This is a genomic window from Streptomyces tremellae, from assembly GCF_039540215.1.
GTDB lineage: Bacteria > Actinomycetota > Actinomycetes > Streptomycetales > Streptomycetaceae > Streptomyces > Streptomyces tremellae.
In genome coordinates, this window is the sequence record NZ_BAABEP010000015.1 from 56408 (window position 1) to 71270 (window position 14863).

The window sequence follows — 14863 nt, forward strand, 5'->3', positions numbered from 1 at the left end:
GGCTTCTCACTTCTCGGTGCGTAAGGGTCGGGAACGCACGGGACCCGCAGGCGCGCTGCCTGCGGGTCCGGTGCGGTGAAGCGGGTGGCGCCGCCGGGTCAGGCGGCGGCCTTCGGCGCGTTGACGTCGCTCGGCAGGGCCTTCTGCGCGACCTCGACCAGCGCGGCGAACGCGTTGGCGTCGTTGACGGCGAGCTCCGCGAGGATCTTGCGGTCCACCTCGACGTTGGCGGCCTTCAGACCCTGGATGAAGCGGTTGTACGTCATGCCGTTGGCGCGGGCGGCGGCGTTGATGCGCTGGATCCACAGCTGCCGGAAGTCGCCCTTGCGCTTCTTGCGGTCGTTGTAGTTGTAGACGAGGGAGTGGGTGACCTGCTCCTTCGCCTTGCGGTACAGGCGCGAGCGCTGCCCGCGGTAACCGCTGGCCTGCTCCAGGATCGCCCGGCGCTTCTTGTGGGCGTTGATTGCCCGCTTGACGCGTGCCACGTGTCAACTCCTTGTAGCGGGGCCGCGGTCACTGCACGCGGCCCGAAAGTGGTGGGTCCCGGTGGTCCGAGGCGCGGCCCCCTGGCGGGGGCCGCCGCCTCACATGCCGAGAAGCTTCTTGATCTTCTTGGTGTCCGCCGGGGCCATCTCGGCGTTGCCGCTGAGACGACGCGTCACCCGGGACGACTTGTGCTCCATCAGGTGGCGCTTGCCGGCCCGCTCGCGCAGCACCTTGCCGGAGCCGGTGACCTTGAAGCGCTTGCTGGCACCCTTGTGCGTCTTGTTCTTCGGCATGCGCCGTTGTCTCCTCGTCAGTGGCGCTTCCCGGCCGGCGGCGGGCCGGCGCGCGGAAGCGTCATTTCTTCGGTATGGGCTCCGGGAGGGACCCGGAGCCGGAGGCAGCCCTGTGGAGCGGCCGCGGATCACGCCTCGGCGGACTCCTCGGCGGGCTCCTCGGCGCCCTCGTCGGCCTCCGCGGTGAGCTGGCCACCACCCTGGCGTTCGGCCTTGCGGGCGGCCTGGGCCTCCCTGGCCTCGGCCATGGCCTCGGTCTTCTTCTTGTGCGGGCCAAGCACCATGATCATGTTGCGGCCGTCCTGCTTCGGGTTGGACTCGATGAAACCGAGGTCCTCGACGTCCGAAGCGAGGCGCTGGAGCAGCCGGAAGCCCAGTTCGGGCCTGGACTGCTCGCGACCACGGAACATGATCGTGATCTTGACCTTGTCGCCCTGCTTGAGGAACCGCACCACGTGACCCTTTTTGGTGTCGTAGTCGTGCGGGTCGATCTTCGGCCGGAGCTTCATCTCCTTGATGACCGTGTGCGCCTGGTTCTTGCGCGCCTCACGGGCCTTCATGGCCGACTCGTACTTGAACTTCCCGTAGTCCATGAGCTTGCACACGGGCGGCCGCGCGTTCGCCGCGACCTCGACGAGGTCGAGGTCGTACTCCTGGGCGAGTTCCAGGGCCTTGGCAAGCGGCACGATGCCGACCTGCTCGCCGCTGGGACCGACGAGTCGTACTTCGGGAACACGAATCCGGTCGTTGATGCGGGGCTCGGCGCTGATGGATCCTCCTCGGTTAGGACTGACCGGCTGTATGGCAGACAGCCGCATCACTTGGTGCGTGTGTGGACCAACCGTGGCGGAACACGAAAAATGCCCCGGACGGACACAGGCGGGAGCTCCAAGCACTACCGGAGCACCGCCGCGTCGCCGCGGGGCGCATCGGGCGGCTCCATCGTCCGTACGGAACGATGGGCACCGCCTGACCGGTGACCCGCCGCCTCGAAGGCGGCCAGGTGGGAGATCGGAGCCTCCACTTGTGGGCCGGAGGCATGCGCTCCCGGCCGGTCGTCACACAAGGTTAGCACTCCGCGCGTGTACCGGGCGAACCGGCAGCTCGTCGAGAGGCGCGCCGGGGAGCGCCTAGGGTGTGCGGCATGAGTGACGCGACACCCGCAGCCGGTCAGGCTGCCCCGGAGCAGCCCGACTACGACGCCCTGACCCGCGACATCGCGGAGGTCCCGGCCGTCGAGGTGATCGTCACCGTGGCGGTCAACCTGATGAGCGCGGCGGCGGTGAAGCTCGGGCTGACCGAGGAGGGCGAAGCCCACAAGGACCTCGACGAGGCCCGCAAGCTGATCCACTCCCTGGCGGGGCTGCTGGACGCGAGCGCGACGGAGATCAGCTCCTTCCACGCCTCGCCGCTGCGGGACGGCCTGAAGTCGCTCCAGCTGGCGTTCCGCGAGGCCTCCGTCGTCAAGGACCAGCCGGGCCAGGGCCCGGGCGAGAAGTACACGGGCCCGGTCTACGGCTGAGGCCTGCGGCCGCGCAGGCCGGGGCGCCTCACGCGCCGCGTACGTAGAGGGGCTCGCCTGGCGGGGCGGTGCCGGCCGGCAGGAGGGCCAGGTCGAGGCCGCGCACCAGGCGGGCCCGCAGCGTGTCGTGGGCCGCGAGCGCCTCGGCGACGGAGCGCGCGGTCGCGGCGGGGTCGGACACCCCCGGGTCGAGGACGAGCGCGAGGAGGCCGTCCGCGCTGCCGGGCCCCAGGTGGGCGCGGACCACGGCGGGCTGGGCCGCGACCACCTCGCGCACGGCGCCGGTGACGGCGGGGTCGGCCAGCGGATCGCCCGAGCCTCCCCCCTCGGCGAGCGCCCGCAGCGCGGGGCCCGTCAGCTCGTAGGGCACCGGGCCCGCGAGGTCGAGCACCACCGTGTCGGCCCGCTCGTGCGCCGCCGCCAGCAGCGCCTGGTGCAGGGGCACGGCGACGGGCCGTGCCGCGGGGTCCCAGGCGGCCAGCGCCGCGGTCGAGGTGAACGCGGGCAGGGCCCGCCGGCCGCCCGCGGTGAGCGTCGGCACGGCCATGTCGCTGGTCTTCTCCCTGCGCAGGCCGGTCGGGTCGCCGGGGGCGCCCTCCTCGGCCTCGCCGAGCACCGCGACCACCGGCACGAGGAGCCTGGCCGTGCGCAGCGCGGCGAGCACCCGGGGCTCCGCCGACCTGTCGGCCGACCAGGCGGCGAGCGCCGCGGCCAGTTCGGGTGCCGCGCTGCCGTCGTCGTCGGCGAAACCGGGGTCAGGGATGTTCTTCAGGGCCACGCCCCGAGCTTAGAAGGGCCGCGCGCCGCGCTCGGAGGGACCCCGCCCGGAGCGTGGGGCCCGGGCTCGGAGTCCCTCGGACCCGGGGCCCCGGCCCGAGGGTGAAGGGGCCCGGCCCGCGCCCCGTCCCGGACCCGGAGGGCCCTGCCTCAGGTCGGCGGGCCCTGCCTCAGGTCCGGGTTCGGTGCTCCGCGTCACACCCGGTCGCGCGCGGCGCGTCGCCGGCCCGTGCCCCAGACGGCGCCCGCCGCGAGCAGCAGCAGGCCGCCGGCGCCGCCCGCGAGCGGTGCGGGCCAGGCCGCAGGGTCCGTGGAGTGCGGCGCGGCGCCGGGACCGGGGCCGAAGTAGCGCCTGGTGTACCCGGCGGGGGCGCCGTGCGGGTCTGCGGCGGCCATGCGGTCGGCGGCCGCGAGGGCGGCCGCCGGGTCGATCACGCCGTATCCGGTCCCGTCGTCCCGGCTGCCCGCGGGGGCGTCCTTCGGGGTGTTCGCGGTCTTCTCCAGAAGCGTCTTGATCTGCGCCGGGGTGAGGTCCTGGTGCGCGGCGCGCAGGAGGGCGACGGTGCCGGAGACGAACGCGGCTGCGGCGCTGGTGCCCCAGCCCTCGTAGTAGTGGCGGTCGGGGTCCGCTATCACCACGTCGACCCCGGGCGCGCCGACGTCCGCGTACCAGCGGCGGGTGGAGAAGTCGGCGGGCAGGCCGTAGCGGTCGACGGCGGCCGCCGCGATCACGCCGGGGTAGGCCGCCGGGTAGGAGATGCGGTCGCCCTTCTGCCCGCCGTTGCCCGCGGAGGCGACGACGGGCACGCCCTTGGCGAGCGCGTACTGCACGGCCTCGTCCTCCGCGCGCTCGGGGTGGGCGGAGGCGCTGTCGTCGCCGAGGGAGAGGTTGATGACGTCGGCGCCGTGGTCGACGGCCCAGCGGATGCCGTCGGCGAGCGCGTCGCCGCGGCTGGTGCGGGCCCGGTCCCTTGCCGGGTCGGTGCCTTCGAGGATCACCCGCACGGGGAGGATCTCCGCGTCGGGCGCGAGGCCGAGCACCCCGTCCCCGTCGCCGGGGCCGTGCCCGTGGCCCGCGATGATGCTCGCCATGGCGGTGCCGTGGCGGGCCCAGGAGCGGTCGCCGCGGCGGGCGCCGAAGCCGATGAGGTCCCTGCCCGCGAGCACGTGTCCTGTGAGGTCGGGGTGGGTGGCGTCGACGCCGGTGTCGAGGACGGCGACGGTGACGCCCCGCCCCTTGGTGGTACGCCACGCCTGTTGCGCGTGCAGCTGGGTGAGCGCCCACTGCTGGTCGCGGATGGTGTCGGCGCTCGCGGGCCGCGCGGGCACCAGCAGCAGGAGGGAGACGGCGACGAGGGTCGCGGCGGTGCGCCGCGGCGGCCGCCTCACCCTCCCTCCGTGGGGCTCGGGGCGGCGAGGGCGCGCACGGTGCGGCCGACCCGGTCGGCGAGGCCCTTCGCCTCGTAGCCGAGCCCGGCCTGCCCTGCGGGGCTCGTGTCGTGCGCCGCCATGGCCGCGGCGGCGGGCTCGGGGGCCGCGACGGCGCGCCCGTCGGCGAAGCCGGTGACCGCGTAGGCGACGACGGGCGCCTGGGCGAGTACGTCGATGCTCCAGCTGGCGCGCTGCCGGCCGCCGAAGGACGCGGCGGCGGTGCCGGGCACCGCGTAGGCGGCGGGCAGCAGCCGCGGGTCGGCGGCGAGGCGGCGCTTCGTGAAGGCGGTGCGCAGGGCTGCGGTGCCCGCGGGGTCTGCCCGGGTGAAGACCAGGCCCACGGTGGTGACGTCGCTCGACGTGGCGTCGCGGTAGGTGGCCCGTACGACGCGCAGGCATCCGGCGGTGCGCAGGGCGGCGGCGAGGTCCGGGCCGAGGGTGGCCGCGCAGCCGCTGTCGGGGGCGACGCCGAGCCTCGTCCAGGTGCGGTCGGCCCCGTCTGGTCCGGCGCCCGTGCCGTCGACGACGGGCGGGAAGAGGGTGTCGACCGGCGTGGTGTGCCACAGCTGCCTGGCGGTGTCGAAGCGGCCGGCGGCCGCGTGCGCGGGGTCCTGGTCGAGCAGCCAGCTCCCGGTGACCGCGCCGCCGACCAGGCCGAGCCCGAGGACGAGGAGCGCGACGGTGAGGGCGGTGCGCCGGGTGCGCCGCGGTGGTCCCGCCGCAGGCGCGGGGCGCGGTGGGTACGTGCCGTGCGGGGGCAGGGGCGGGAGCGGCGGCAGCGCCGGCGGCTGGACCGGCGGCGCGAGGGTGTACGCGGACGACGCGGCCGGGGCGGCGGGGCGGCCTGGCACCGCGCGGGGCCCGGCGGCGGGCCGCGGCGGCACCGGAGCCGAGGGCCGCGGTGCGCCGGAGCCCTGCGCCTCGATGCTCATCCGCCCCTCCGGGTCCTGGTCTCGCCGCCTGCACGGCGGCGCGCGTGTCCGGCCGCGGTGCGGATCACCGTACGGGACGGGCGCGTTCGCCTGAAGTCCGGACGTCACTCTACGGGTTCGCGGGGGCCCGCGGTCCCGGCGCGGGCCGGTCGGGACGGCGGCGGGCCCGCACCGTGCGCGGCCCCGTACCGCGTCCCGCCGGTGGCGGGCCCGCGGTACGCCACCGGCGGGACGCGCTGGTCTACCGTCCGGTAATCGGCTCTGGCAAGCTCGGTCCCATGACTCCCCTCGCCTCCGACAGGGCACGGTACGACCGGGCCACCGCGCACCTCGACGCGCCGCTGGCCGTCGTGGACCTGGACGCCTTCGACGCGAACGCCGACGACCTCGTCCGCAGGGCGGGCGGCAAGCCGATCCGGGTGGCCAGCAAGTCCGTCAGGTGCCGCGCCCTGCTGGAGCGGGTCCTCGCCAGGGACGGCTTCTCCGGCCTGATGTCGTTCACGCTGGCCGAATCCCTGTGGCTGGCGCGCGCGGGCTTCGACGACGTGCTGCTCGCCTACCCGTCGGCCGACCGCGCCGCGTACGCGGAGCTGGCCGCGGACCCGAAGCTGGCGGGCGCGGTCACGGTGATGGTGGACGATCCGGCACAGCTCGATCTGATCGACGCGGCGCGCGACGGGGGCCGGGAGGAGATCCGGGTCTGCCTCGAACTGGACACGTCGTTGCGGATGCTGGGCGGCAGGGTGCGGATCGGGGCGCTGCGCTCGCCGCTGCGCGATCCGGCCCAACTGGCCGAGCTGGCCAGGTCGGTGACGCGCAGGCCCGGGTTCAGGGTGGTGGGCCTGATGGCGTACGAGGGCCATGTGGCGGGGGTGGGCGACGCGGTGGCGGGCCGGCCGCTGCGCTCGCGGGCGATCCGGCTGATGCAGGCGGCGGCGCGCAGGGAGTTGACGGGCAGGCGCGCCGCGGTGGTGCGCGCGGTCCGCGCGGTGGCGCCGGGGGTCGAGTTCGTCAACGGCGGGGGCACGGGCAGCGTGCAGCACACGGCGGCGGAGGACGCGGTCACGGAGATCGCCGCGGGCTCGGGGCTCTACCAGCCGCGCCTGTTCGACAACTACACGTCGTTCTCCGGCCGTCCGGCCGCGCTGTTCGGCCAGCCCGTGGTGCGCAGGCCGGGCGTGGGCGTGGTGACGGTGCTGGGCGGCGGGTATCCGGCGTCGGGCGCCGCGGGCGCGGACCGGCTTCCGGTGCCGTACTTGCCCGAGGGACTGCGCTACGACGCGCAGGAGGGCCCGGGCGAGGTGCAGACGCCACTGCTCGGCTCGGCAGCGGACGACCTGCTGATCGGCGACACGGTGTGGTTCAGGCACGCGAAGGCCGGGGAGATGTGCGAGCGGTTCGCCGAGCTGCACCTGGTCGAGGGCGACCGGGTCACGGCGACGGTACCGACGTACCGGGGCGAGGGGCGCACGTTCCTGTAGGCCGTCCCCGCACGGCCCATGCCGCCCGGTCCGCGCCGCTCCGCCGGGCAGGTCCCGCAACGCCCTTGCCCGAAGCGGGAGATGCTGGTTCGTCCGGTTCCGTTCCCATATGTGTCGCGGGCGCCGGCGCCGGTGTGGCAAGGTCCGTGCGTACGGCGGCCGTACGGCAGGACGACGACGGCCGGACCCCGAGGAGGCCCTCCGATGGCATCAGGCAAGCCCGCCGCGCGCATCGACACCAGCAGGCCGCACCCTGCGCGGATCTACGACTTCCTGCTCGGCGGAAAGGACAATTACCCGGTGGACCAGGCCGTGGCCGAGCGGCTGCCGGTCGAGGCACGCAACGGGGCGGCCGCGAACCGGGCGTTCATGCGCAGGGGCATCGAGTGGACGGCCCGCGCGGGCGTCGACCAGTTCCTGGACGTGGGCACGGGCATCCCGACCGAGCCGAACCTCCACCAGATCGCCCAGGACGTGGACCCCACGTGCCGGATCGTGTACGTCGACAACGACCCGATCGTGCTGCGGCACGCGGAGGCGCTGCTCGTCAGCCGGCCCGAGGGCCGCACGGCCTATGTGCAGGCGGACGTCCTCGATCCCGAGGCCATCCTCGAACAGGCCCGCCGGACACTGGACTTCGGCAGGCCCGTCGCCCTGTCGCTGATCGCGCTGCTGCACTTCGTGCCGGACGGCCGCGACCCGTACGGCATCGTGCGGACGCTGCTCGCGCCCCTGGTGCCCGGCAGTTGCCTGATCCTGTCCCACCTGAGCATGGACCTGCTCACGCCCGAGCAGGACCGCACGGAGGAGTACCGGACGGCGGGGATCGACCTGCGGCCGCGCACGTACGCGGAGGTGCTGCGGTTCTTCGACGGGCTCGACCTGGTGGAGCCCGGCCTTGTGCCGTGCTGGCACAAGGACTCCCCGCGGCCCGCCGACGCGGATCTGCCGGGCGCCCAGTCCGGCTACGCTGGGGTGGGCTTCGTGCGGTGACCGGGCGCGGCGCGCGCCGCGCCCGGTCCTGTTCCGCGGCGGCGCCTACAGCGGGGTGACGTAGGCGCCGGAGATGCCGCCGTCCACCAGGAAGTCGGACGCGTTGACGAACGAGGCGTCGTCGCTCGCGAGGAACGCGACGGCGGCGGCGATCTCGGTGGCCTCGGCGAACCGGCCGAGCGGGATGTGCACGAGCCTGCGGGCCGCGCGCTCCGGGTCCTTCGCGAACAACTCGCGCAGCAGCGGGGTGTTGACGGGCCCGGGGCACAGCGCGTTGACCCGGATGCCCTCCCGGGCGAACTGCACGCCGAGTTCGCGGGAGAGCGCGAGCACGCCGCCCTTGGAGGCCGTGTAGGAGATCTGGGAGGTCGCCGCGCCCATCCTGGCCACGAAGGACGCGGTGTTGATGATGGAGCCGCGGCCCTGGCGGCGCATGTACGGGATGGCGGCCTTGCAGCAGAGGTAGACCGACGTCAGGTTGACCTCCTGCACGCGGCGCCACGCGTCGAGGCCGGTGTCGAGGATGGAGTCGTCGTCGGGCGGTGAGATGCCCGCGTTGTTGAAGGCCACGTCGACGCTGCCGTACGTGTCGTACGCGGCTTCGAAAAGCGCCTCGACCTGCTCGGGCTCGGTGACGTCGACCCGCGCGAAGAGGCCGCCCGCCTCCTCGGCCGCGGCCCTTCCCGTGGTCTCGTCGATGTCCGCGCAGACGACGTGGGCGCCCTCGGACGCGAGCCTGCGCACGGTGGCGAGCCCGATGCCGCTGCCCGCGCCCGTGACGACTGCGGTGCGGCCGACGAGGCGGCGGCAGACGGTGGCGCCGCCTCCCTGGTCCTGGGGTGTGGGGGTGGGTGTGCTCATGCGGTCAGTCCTCCGTGCTGATGAAGACGTTCTTGGTCTCGGTGAAGGCGGCGAGCGCTCCGGGGCCGAGCTCCCGTCCGATCCCGGAGCGCTTGTAGCCGCCAAAGGGGGTCCAATAGCGCACGCTGCTGTGGGAGTTGACGGAGAGGTTCCCTGCGGCGACGGCCCGCGACACGCGCAGCGCCCGGCCGACGTCCCGGGTCCACAGAGACCCCGAGAGGCCGTACGGGGTGGCGTTGGCGAGCCGTACGGCGTCCTCCTCGTCGGTGAACGGGAGGACGGCGGCGACCGGCCCGAAGACCTCCTCGGTGGCGGCGGGGGCGTCGGGCGCGAGGCCGGTGAGGACCGTCGGCGGGTACCAGAAGCCGGGCCCCTCGGGGGCGCTGCCGCGCAGGGCCGGGGCGTCCTCGGGGACGTAGGAGCGTACGCGCTCGCGGTGCCCGGCGGAGATCAGCGGGCCCATCTCGGTCGCCTCGTCGGCCGGGTCGCCCACGGTGACGGCGGCGATCGCGGGTTCCAGCAGGGCGAGGAAGCGGTCGTACACGTCGCGCTGCACGAGGAGGCGGGTGCGGGCGCAGCAGTCCTGGCCCGCGTTGTCGAGGAAGGACATCGGGGCCGCGGCGGCGGCCCGTTCGAGGTCGGCGTCGGCGAAGACGATGTTGGGGCTCTTGCCGCCGAGTTCGAGGGTGACCCGCTTCACGGCGGTGGCGCACTTCGCCATGATCGAGGTGCCGACGGCCGTCGACCCGGTGAAGACGATCTTCGCGACACCCGGGTGGGTCACCAGCGCGTCCCCGGTGACGGGTCCCGCACCGGGCAGCACCTGGAAGAGGTGCTCGGGCAGGCCGGCCTCCAGGGCGAGTTCGGCGAGCCGCAGGGCGGTCAGCGGGGTGGTCTCCGCGGGCTTGAGGAGGACCGCGTTCCCGGCGGCGAGCGCGGGGGCGGAGCCCCAGGCCGCGACGGGCATCGGGAAGTTCCAGGGGGCGATCACGCCGACCACGCCGAGGGGTTCGAGGAACGTGACGTCGATGCCGCCCGGCACGGGGATCTGTGCCCCGGTGAGGCGCTCCACTCCCCCGGCGGCGTAGTCGAGGAGGTCGCGGACGTTGCCGGCCTCCCAGCGCGCGTTGCCGATGGTGTGGCCGGCCTGGCGGACCTCCAGCCCGGCCAGCTCCTCGGTGTGCTCGTCCACGACGGCGGCGAAGCGGCGCAGCAGCCTTGCGCGGTCGGCGGGCGCCGCGGCCGCCCAGCCGCGCTGGGCCGCCGCGGCCCGGCCCACGGCCGCGTCGACCTGCTCCGGCGTGGTGGCGGGGACGGTGGCGACGACCGCGCCGGTCGCCGGGTCGAGTACGCGGTGCTCCACGGGGTGCGGCGCTCCGGTGGTGTGGTGGTGCCCTGGCATGCGGCCTGGTCCTTACGTGAGCGGGCGGACGGGACGTGCGCGGTACGTGCGGTGCTGGGGACTGTCGGACACCCGCCGCCGTCCGCCCGGAGGACGGCGAGGCGGCAGGTGCCGGACACTCCCTAGAGGCGTTCGAAGGAGCGGCGCAGCTCCCAGTCGGTGACGGCGGCGTCGAAGGCCGCGAGTTCGACGCGGGCCATGTTGGCGTAGTGGTCGACGACCTCCTCGCCGAACGCGGCGCGGGCGAGCGCGCTGCCCTGCCACACCTCGGCGGCCTCGCGGAGGGTGGCGGGGACGTGCACGTAGTCGCCCTCGTAGGCGTTGCCCGCGCAGGGGGCGGGGAGTTCGAGCTCCTCCTCGACACCGTGCAGGCCGGCGGCGACGAGGCCGGCGACGGCCAGGTAGGGGTTGACGTCGCCGCCCGGCACCCGGTTCTCGAAGCGGAGCGAGGGGCCGTGCCCGACGACCCGCAGCGCGCAGCTGCGGTTGTCGTGGCCCCAGGCGACGGCGGTGGGCGCGAAGGATCCCGGCTGGTAGCGCTTGTACGAGTTGATGTTCGGCGCGTACAGCAGCGCGAAGTCCCGCAGTGCGGCGAGCTGTCCCGCGAGGAAGTGCCGCATCAGCGCGGACATGCCGCCTGGTCCGTCTCCCGCCATCGCGGGGCGTCCCCCGGCGTCGCGCAGGGAGAGATGGATGTGGCAGGAGTTGCCCTCGCGCTCGTCGTACTTCGCCATGAAGGTGAGCGAGACGCCCTCCTGCGCGGCGATCTCCTTGGCGCCGGTCTTGTAGACGGCGTGGTGGTCGCAGGTGGTGAGGGCCTCGTCGTACTTGAAGGCGATCTCGTGCTGTCCCGGGTTGCACTCGCCCTTCGCCGACTCGACCGTCAGGCCCGCGCCCGCCATCTCGTTGCGGATGCGGCGCAGCAGGGGTTCGACGCGGCCGGTGCCGAGGACGGAGTAGTCGATGTTGTACTGGTTGGCGGGGGTGAGGCCGCGGTAGGCGGCGTCCCACGCCTGCTCGTAGGTGTCCTTGAAGACGATGAACTCCAGCTCCGTGCCGACGTGCGCGGTGAGCCCGTGCCCGGCGAGGCGGTCGAGCTGGCGTCGCAGGATCTGCCGCGGCGCGGCGGCGACGGGGGTGCCGTCGGCCCAGGCGAGGTCGGCCATGAGCAGCGCGGTGCCGGGGTGCCAGGGCACGCGGCGCAGGCTCGCGGGGTCGGGCCGCAGTGCGAAGTCCCCGTAGCCGCGGTCCCAGGACGCCATCGCGTAGCCGTCGGCGGGGTTCATCTCGGTGTCGACCGCGAGGAGGTAGTTGCACCCCTCGGCTCCGTGGTCGAGGACGTCGGAGAGGAAGAAGGGCGCGGCGAAGCGCTTGCCCTGGAGCCTGCCCTGCATGTCGGGGAAGGCGAGGACGACGGTGTCGATCTCGCCCGCGCCGACGAGGCGTGCGAGGTCGCCGGTGGCGAGCGGGGGTGTGCGGTCTGCCACGGGGGTATGGCCTCCTTCGGTCAGCCGGAAGCCTTAAGGTATAGCTGCTTACCTTTGAGAGGGAAGTACGAGGGACGACGGGCCGGGTCCGCGGCCCCGCGAGGGGGAGGCACATGGCTCAGGCGCCGCAGGACGGCGTACGCCCCGCCGCGGGGGCGGACGCGCTCGCGCCGGTGCTGCGGCCCGTGCACGCGGGCAACGGCTTCGAGGAGGCGCTCGAACAGATCCTCCAGGTGATCAGGCTCGGCCTGGTCCCGCCCGGCGGGCGCCTGCCGGCGGAGCGCGAGCTCGCGGGCCGGCTCGGCGTCAGCCGGGTCACGCTGCGCGAGGTGCTCAAGGTGCTCGCGGACCACGGCGAGGTGGAGAGCAGGCGGGGCCGGTACGGCGGGACCTTCGTGCGCCCGCGCCCCGCCCCTGGCGGCGCGCCGCACGCCGGCGGCGCCGAGTTGCGCCGCCGGGTCGCGCGCGCCGACCTCGACGACGTGCTGCGCTTCCGCGAGGTGCTGGAGTCGGGCGCCGCCGGGCTCTGCGCGGACCAGGGCCTGGCCGGCGGTGCCGCCGGCCGGCTGCGCGCGGCGCTCGCGGCGACGCACGACGCGCCGCTCGCCGACTACCGCAGGCGGGACACGCTGCTGCACCTCGCCCTCGCGGAGCTGGCGGGCGCCCCCTCGCTCACGGCGCAGTACGCGGCGGTGCGCGCCCGGGTGAACGACCTGCTGGACTGCATCCCCCTGCTGGTGCGCAATCTGGAGCACTCGCAGCGCCAGCACGCCGCGCTGGTCGGCGCGGTGCTCGACCGGGACGCGGACGCCGCCCGTGAGATCGCGCGCGAGCACTGCGCGGGGACCGCGGCGCTGCTGCGCGGCTTCCTCGCGGACGGCCGCGGCCCCGGCGACGAGCCCGGGAGCGAATGGTGTGATCAGAGACCTTTGGCCGGTGGACGGCCCTGACGCGGGGAGGAGACACGATGGCGCCGCTGATCGGCATCAGCACCTACTGGGAGGACCCGGCGGCGTGGGGGCCCTGGCGGATGCCGGCCGCGCTGCTGCCTGCCGGCTACTCCGGGCTTGTCCAGCGCGCCGGAGGCCTCGCCGTGCTGCTGCCGCCGGGCGATCCCGCGACGGCGGCGGCCGTGGTGGCGCGGCTCGACGGCGTGGTGATCGCGGGCGGCCCCGACGTGGAGCCCGAGCGGTACGGGGCCGGGCCGCATCCGCGGACGGGGCCGCCCGCGCGCGAGCGCGACGCCTGGGAGCTGGCGCTGATCGGGGCGGCGCTCGACGCGGACACCCCGCTGCTCGGCATCTGCCGGGGGCTGCAACTGCTGAACGTCGCGCGCGGCGGCACGCTCGTCCAGCACATCGAGGGCCACGTCGGCGAGGTCGCCGGGCAGTTCGGCGCGCATCCGGTGGCGCCGCTGCCGGGGACGCGCTATGCGGGCCTGGTGCCCGAGGAGTGCACCGTGCCGAGCCAGCACCACCAGTCGGTCGACCGGCTGGGCGAAGGCCTGACCGTCTCGGCCGTGGCCCCCGACGGCACGGTGGAGGCGGTCGAGCTGGCCGGGAGGCGCTGGGTGCTCGGCGTCCAGTGGCACCCGGAGATGGCGGACGACACCCGCGTCGTGGCCGACTTCGTCCGCGCGGCGGCGTACGCCGGCTGAGGCGGACGCCGGGCCCGGCCCCGGCTCCGCGGCGGCCGTGCACGCCCCGGCCGCGCCCCGCACGGACCTGCGCGCCCGGGTCTCAGCGCGGCGGCAGGGGCGCCCGCAGCGCCGCCGCGAGGGACATCGGCGCCTGTTCGAGGGAGGGGCCGTACCAGGTGAGCATGCGGCCGTCGACCAGCGCGGCGGGCAGGCCGGGGAACGCCTCGGGGCCGTCGTCGGCCGCGAAGCGGTACGGCTCGTCGGGCAGGACGGCCAGGTCGGCGCCTGCCGCCCGCAGCTCGTCGAGCGGCACGCGCGGATAGCGCTCGGCGTGTTCCGCGTACACGTTGCGCACCCCGAGCCTGGACAGCAGGTCGCCCGCGAACGTGTCGCGGCCGAGCACCATCCACGGCCTGCGCCACACCGGGACGACCGCGCGCACCGGGCCGCCCGCCGGGGGCGGCACGGCCGCCCAGGCGGCACGCGCCCGGTCGAGCCAGGGCGGCGGCGCAAGGCCGCAGCCGCCGGCCAGGACGCGCGTCAGTTCGGCGAACGCCTGCCCGAGCGTCCTGACCTCGGTGACCAGCACCCGGGCTCCGCCCGCGCGGAGCGCTTCGAGGTCGGTTGGCCGGTTCTCCTCCTCGTTCGCGACGACCAGGTCGGGGCGGAGCGCGAGGACGGCGGCCGTGTCGGGGTTCTTCGTGCCGCCGACCCTGGCGACGTCGAGGCCCGCGGGGCGCACGCACCAGTCGGTCGCGCCGACCAGCAGCCCGGGGGCGCTCACCGCGACGGCCTCGGTCAGCGAGGGGACGAGGGAGACGACCCGGGGGCGGGCGGCCACGGCGGCGCCCCGCTCAGCGGTCCCGGTCGAAGGTCGCGTCGATGTGCTCGGCGACGGCGACGACCAGGATGCGCGTGCCGGGCTCCGTGGTGCGCCAGCGGTGCCTGACCCCGCCGGAGAGGTAGAGCGTGTCGCCGCGCTCCAGCAGGTACGAGCGGCCCTCGGCCTCGACCTCGGCGGCGCCGTCCGCGATGTACATGATCTCGTCGTTGCGGTGCATGTACTCGCGCCCCGTGTCCTGCTCGCCGCTGTACTCCTTGGCGGCGAGCTGGTGGCCGCCGCGCACCACCCGCCGGGTGCCGGGGGCAGCGGACCCGGCGCCGCAGTCGCCGCGTACGACGTCGACGGTGCGTGCGGAGTCGGCGGCGGCGTGCAGCGCGGCGGGCGTGGTCTCCAGCGCGTCCGCGACCCGTTCGAGTGAGCGGGTGCTCGGGCGGGCCCGCTCGTTCTCGATCTGGCTGAGGAACGGCACGGACAGGCCGCTGCGCGCGGCGACCGCCGCCAGCGTGAACCCGAGCGACCTGCGCCGCCTGCGGACGGCCGCGCCCACTCTCAGCGCTTCCTTGTCGTCCATGTCTGGGCTCCCTCCCGGCCGGACCGCCATCTTCTCAGAGGTCACGCCCTGACAAGACTTGTCGTTCCCGGGCCGATAGGAAACCGGAAAAGGGGTGAGCCCCGTCACAGCGGGTACTCACCCCTCGACGCAGCGTTCGCGGTC

16 protein-coding genes are annotated in these 14863 nt (G+C 75.0%); 5 read left to right on the plus strand and 11 right to left on the minus strand.

Features of this window, described 5'->3' with window-relative positions; translation table 11 throughout:
* Positions 1-98 precede the first annotated feature (98 nt).
* The 3 genes from rplT to infC all read right to left on the minus strand — a co-directional run bounded on the left by rplT (position 99) and on the right by infC (position 1597).
* Positions 99-485: a 50S ribosomal protein L20 gene (gene rplT / locus ABEA77_RS13620; protein ID WP_345645979.1), complete on the minus strand. Its 387-nt coding sequence runs from the start codon at positions 483-485 to the stop codon at positions 99-101.
* 99 nt (positions 486-584) lie between these two features.
* Positions 585-779, minus strand: a complete 195-nt coding sequence (rpmI, locus tag ABEA77_RS13625; RefSeq protein WP_345645982.1) for a 50S ribosomal protein L35 — start codon at positions 777-779, stop codon at positions 585-587.
* A gap of 128 nt (positions 780-907) precedes the next feature.
* On the minus strand, positions 908-1597 hold the full coding sequence (gene infC / locus ABEA77_RS13630; protein WP_345645985.1) for a translation initiation factor IF-3: 690 nt from the start codon (positions 1595-1597) through the stop codon (positions 908-910).
* 326 nt (positions 1598-1923) lie between these two features.
* Between infC and ABEA77_RS13635 the strand changes: the two genes are divergently transcribed.
* Complete coding sequence (locus ABEA77_RS13635) at positions 1924-2301, plus strand: DUF1844 domain-containing protein (protein WP_345645988.1); 378 nt, start codon at positions 1924-1926, stop codon at positions 2299-2301.
* 28 nt (positions 2302-2329) lie between these two features.
* Here the strand turns inward: ABEA77_RS13635 and ABEA77_RS13640 are convergent, their stop codons facing one another.
* The 3 genes from ABEA77_RS13640 to ABEA77_RS13650 form a co-directional block, all read right to left on the minus strand.
* Complete coding sequence (locus ABEA77_RS13640; RefSeq protein ID WP_345645991.1) at positions 2330-3079, minus strand: SseB family protein; 750 nt, start codon at positions 3077-3079, stop codon at positions 2330-2332.
* A 194-nt stretch (positions 3080-3273) separates the two neighbouring features.
* Positions 3274-4467: a type VII secretion-associated serine protease mycosin gene (mycP, locus tag ABEA77_RS13645; RefSeq protein ID WP_345645994.1), complete on the minus strand. Its 1194-nt coding sequence runs from the start codon at positions 4465-4467 to the stop codon at positions 3274-3276.
* Positions 4464-5441, minus strand: coding sequence for a hypothetical protein (locus ABEA77_RS13650; protein WP_345645997.1), 978 nt, complete (start codon positions 5439-5441; stop codon positions 4464-4466). The genes mycP and ABEA77_RS13650 overlap by 4 nt, the downstream gene beginning before the upstream one ends.
* Positions 5442-5719: 278 nt before the next feature.
* Here ABEA77_RS13650 and ABEA77_RS13655 point away from each other — a divergent pair, with 278 nt between their 5' ends.
* A complete protein-coding gene (locus tag ABEA77_RS13655) occupies positions 5720-6922 on the plus strand; it encodes an amino acid deaminase/aldolase (RefSeq protein ID WP_345646000.1) in 1203 nt (400 codons plus the stop codon).
* A 204-nt stretch (positions 6923-7126) separates the two neighbouring features.
* Positions 7127-7915 carry an SAM-dependent methyltransferase gene (locus tag ABEA77_RS13660; protein ID WP_345646003.1) on the plus strand — a complete coding sequence of 263 codons (789 nt, stop codon included), beginning with the start codon at positions 7127-7129 and terminating at the stop codon, positions 7913-7915.
* Between the two features lie 45 nt (positions 7916-7960).
* Here ABEA77_RS13660 and ABEA77_RS13665 read toward each other — a convergent pair whose 3' ends face one another.
* The 3 genes from ABEA77_RS13665 to ABEA77_RS13675 form a co-directional block, all read right to left on the minus strand.
* Positions 7961-8776: a 3-oxoacyl-ACP reductase gene (locus tag ABEA77_RS13665; RefSeq protein ID WP_345646005.1), complete on the minus strand. Its 816-nt coding sequence runs from the start codon at positions 8774-8776 to the stop codon at positions 7961-7963.
* 4 nt (positions 8777-8780) lie between these two features.
* Complete coding sequence (locus tag ABEA77_RS13670) at positions 8781-10178, minus strand: aldehyde dehydrogenase family protein (protein ID WP_345646007.1); 1398 nt, start codon at positions 10176-10178, stop codon at positions 8781-8783.
* A gap of 122 nt (positions 10179-10300) precedes the next feature.
* Complete coding sequence (locus ABEA77_RS13675) at positions 10301-11665, minus strand: glutamine synthetase family protein (protein WP_345646009.1); 1365 nt, start codon at positions 11663-11665, stop codon at positions 10301-10303.
* A gap of 113 nt (positions 11666-11778) precedes the next feature.
* Here ABEA77_RS13675 and ABEA77_RS13680 point away from each other — a divergent pair, with 113 nt between their 5' ends.
* Both ABEA77_RS13680 and ABEA77_RS13685 read left to right on the plus strand, forming a co-directional pair.
* On the plus strand, positions 11779-12615 hold the full coding sequence (locus ABEA77_RS13680; protein WP_345646010.1) for a FadR/GntR family transcriptional regulator: 837 nt from the start codon (positions 11779-11781) through the stop codon (positions 12613-12615).
* 17 nt (positions 12616-12632) lie between these two features.
* Positions 12633-13322 carry a gamma-glutamyl-gamma-aminobutyrate hydrolase family protein gene (locus tag ABEA77_RS13685; RefSeq protein WP_345646011.1) on the plus strand — a complete coding sequence of 230 codons (690 nt, stop codon included), beginning with the start codon at positions 12633-12635 and terminating at the stop codon, positions 13320-13322.
* 82 nt (positions 13323-13404) lie between these two features.
* Here ABEA77_RS13685 and ABEA77_RS13690 read toward each other — a convergent pair whose 3' ends face one another.
* Together ABEA77_RS13690 and ABEA77_RS13695 are read right to left on the minus strand one after the other, a co-directional pair.
* Positions 13405-14145: a helical backbone metal receptor gene (locus ABEA77_RS13690; RefSeq protein ID WP_345646012.1), complete on the minus strand. Its 741-nt coding sequence runs from the start codon at positions 14143-14145 to the stop codon at positions 13405-13407.
* A 13-nt stretch (positions 14146-14158) separates the two neighbouring features.
* Positions 14159-14719 carry a helix-turn-helix domain-containing protein gene (locus ABEA77_RS13695; protein WP_345646013.1) on the minus strand — a complete coding sequence of 187 codons (561 nt, stop codon included), beginning with the start codon at positions 14717-14719 and terminating at the stop codon, positions 14159-14161.
* Positions 14720-14863: the final 144 nt, after the last annotated feature.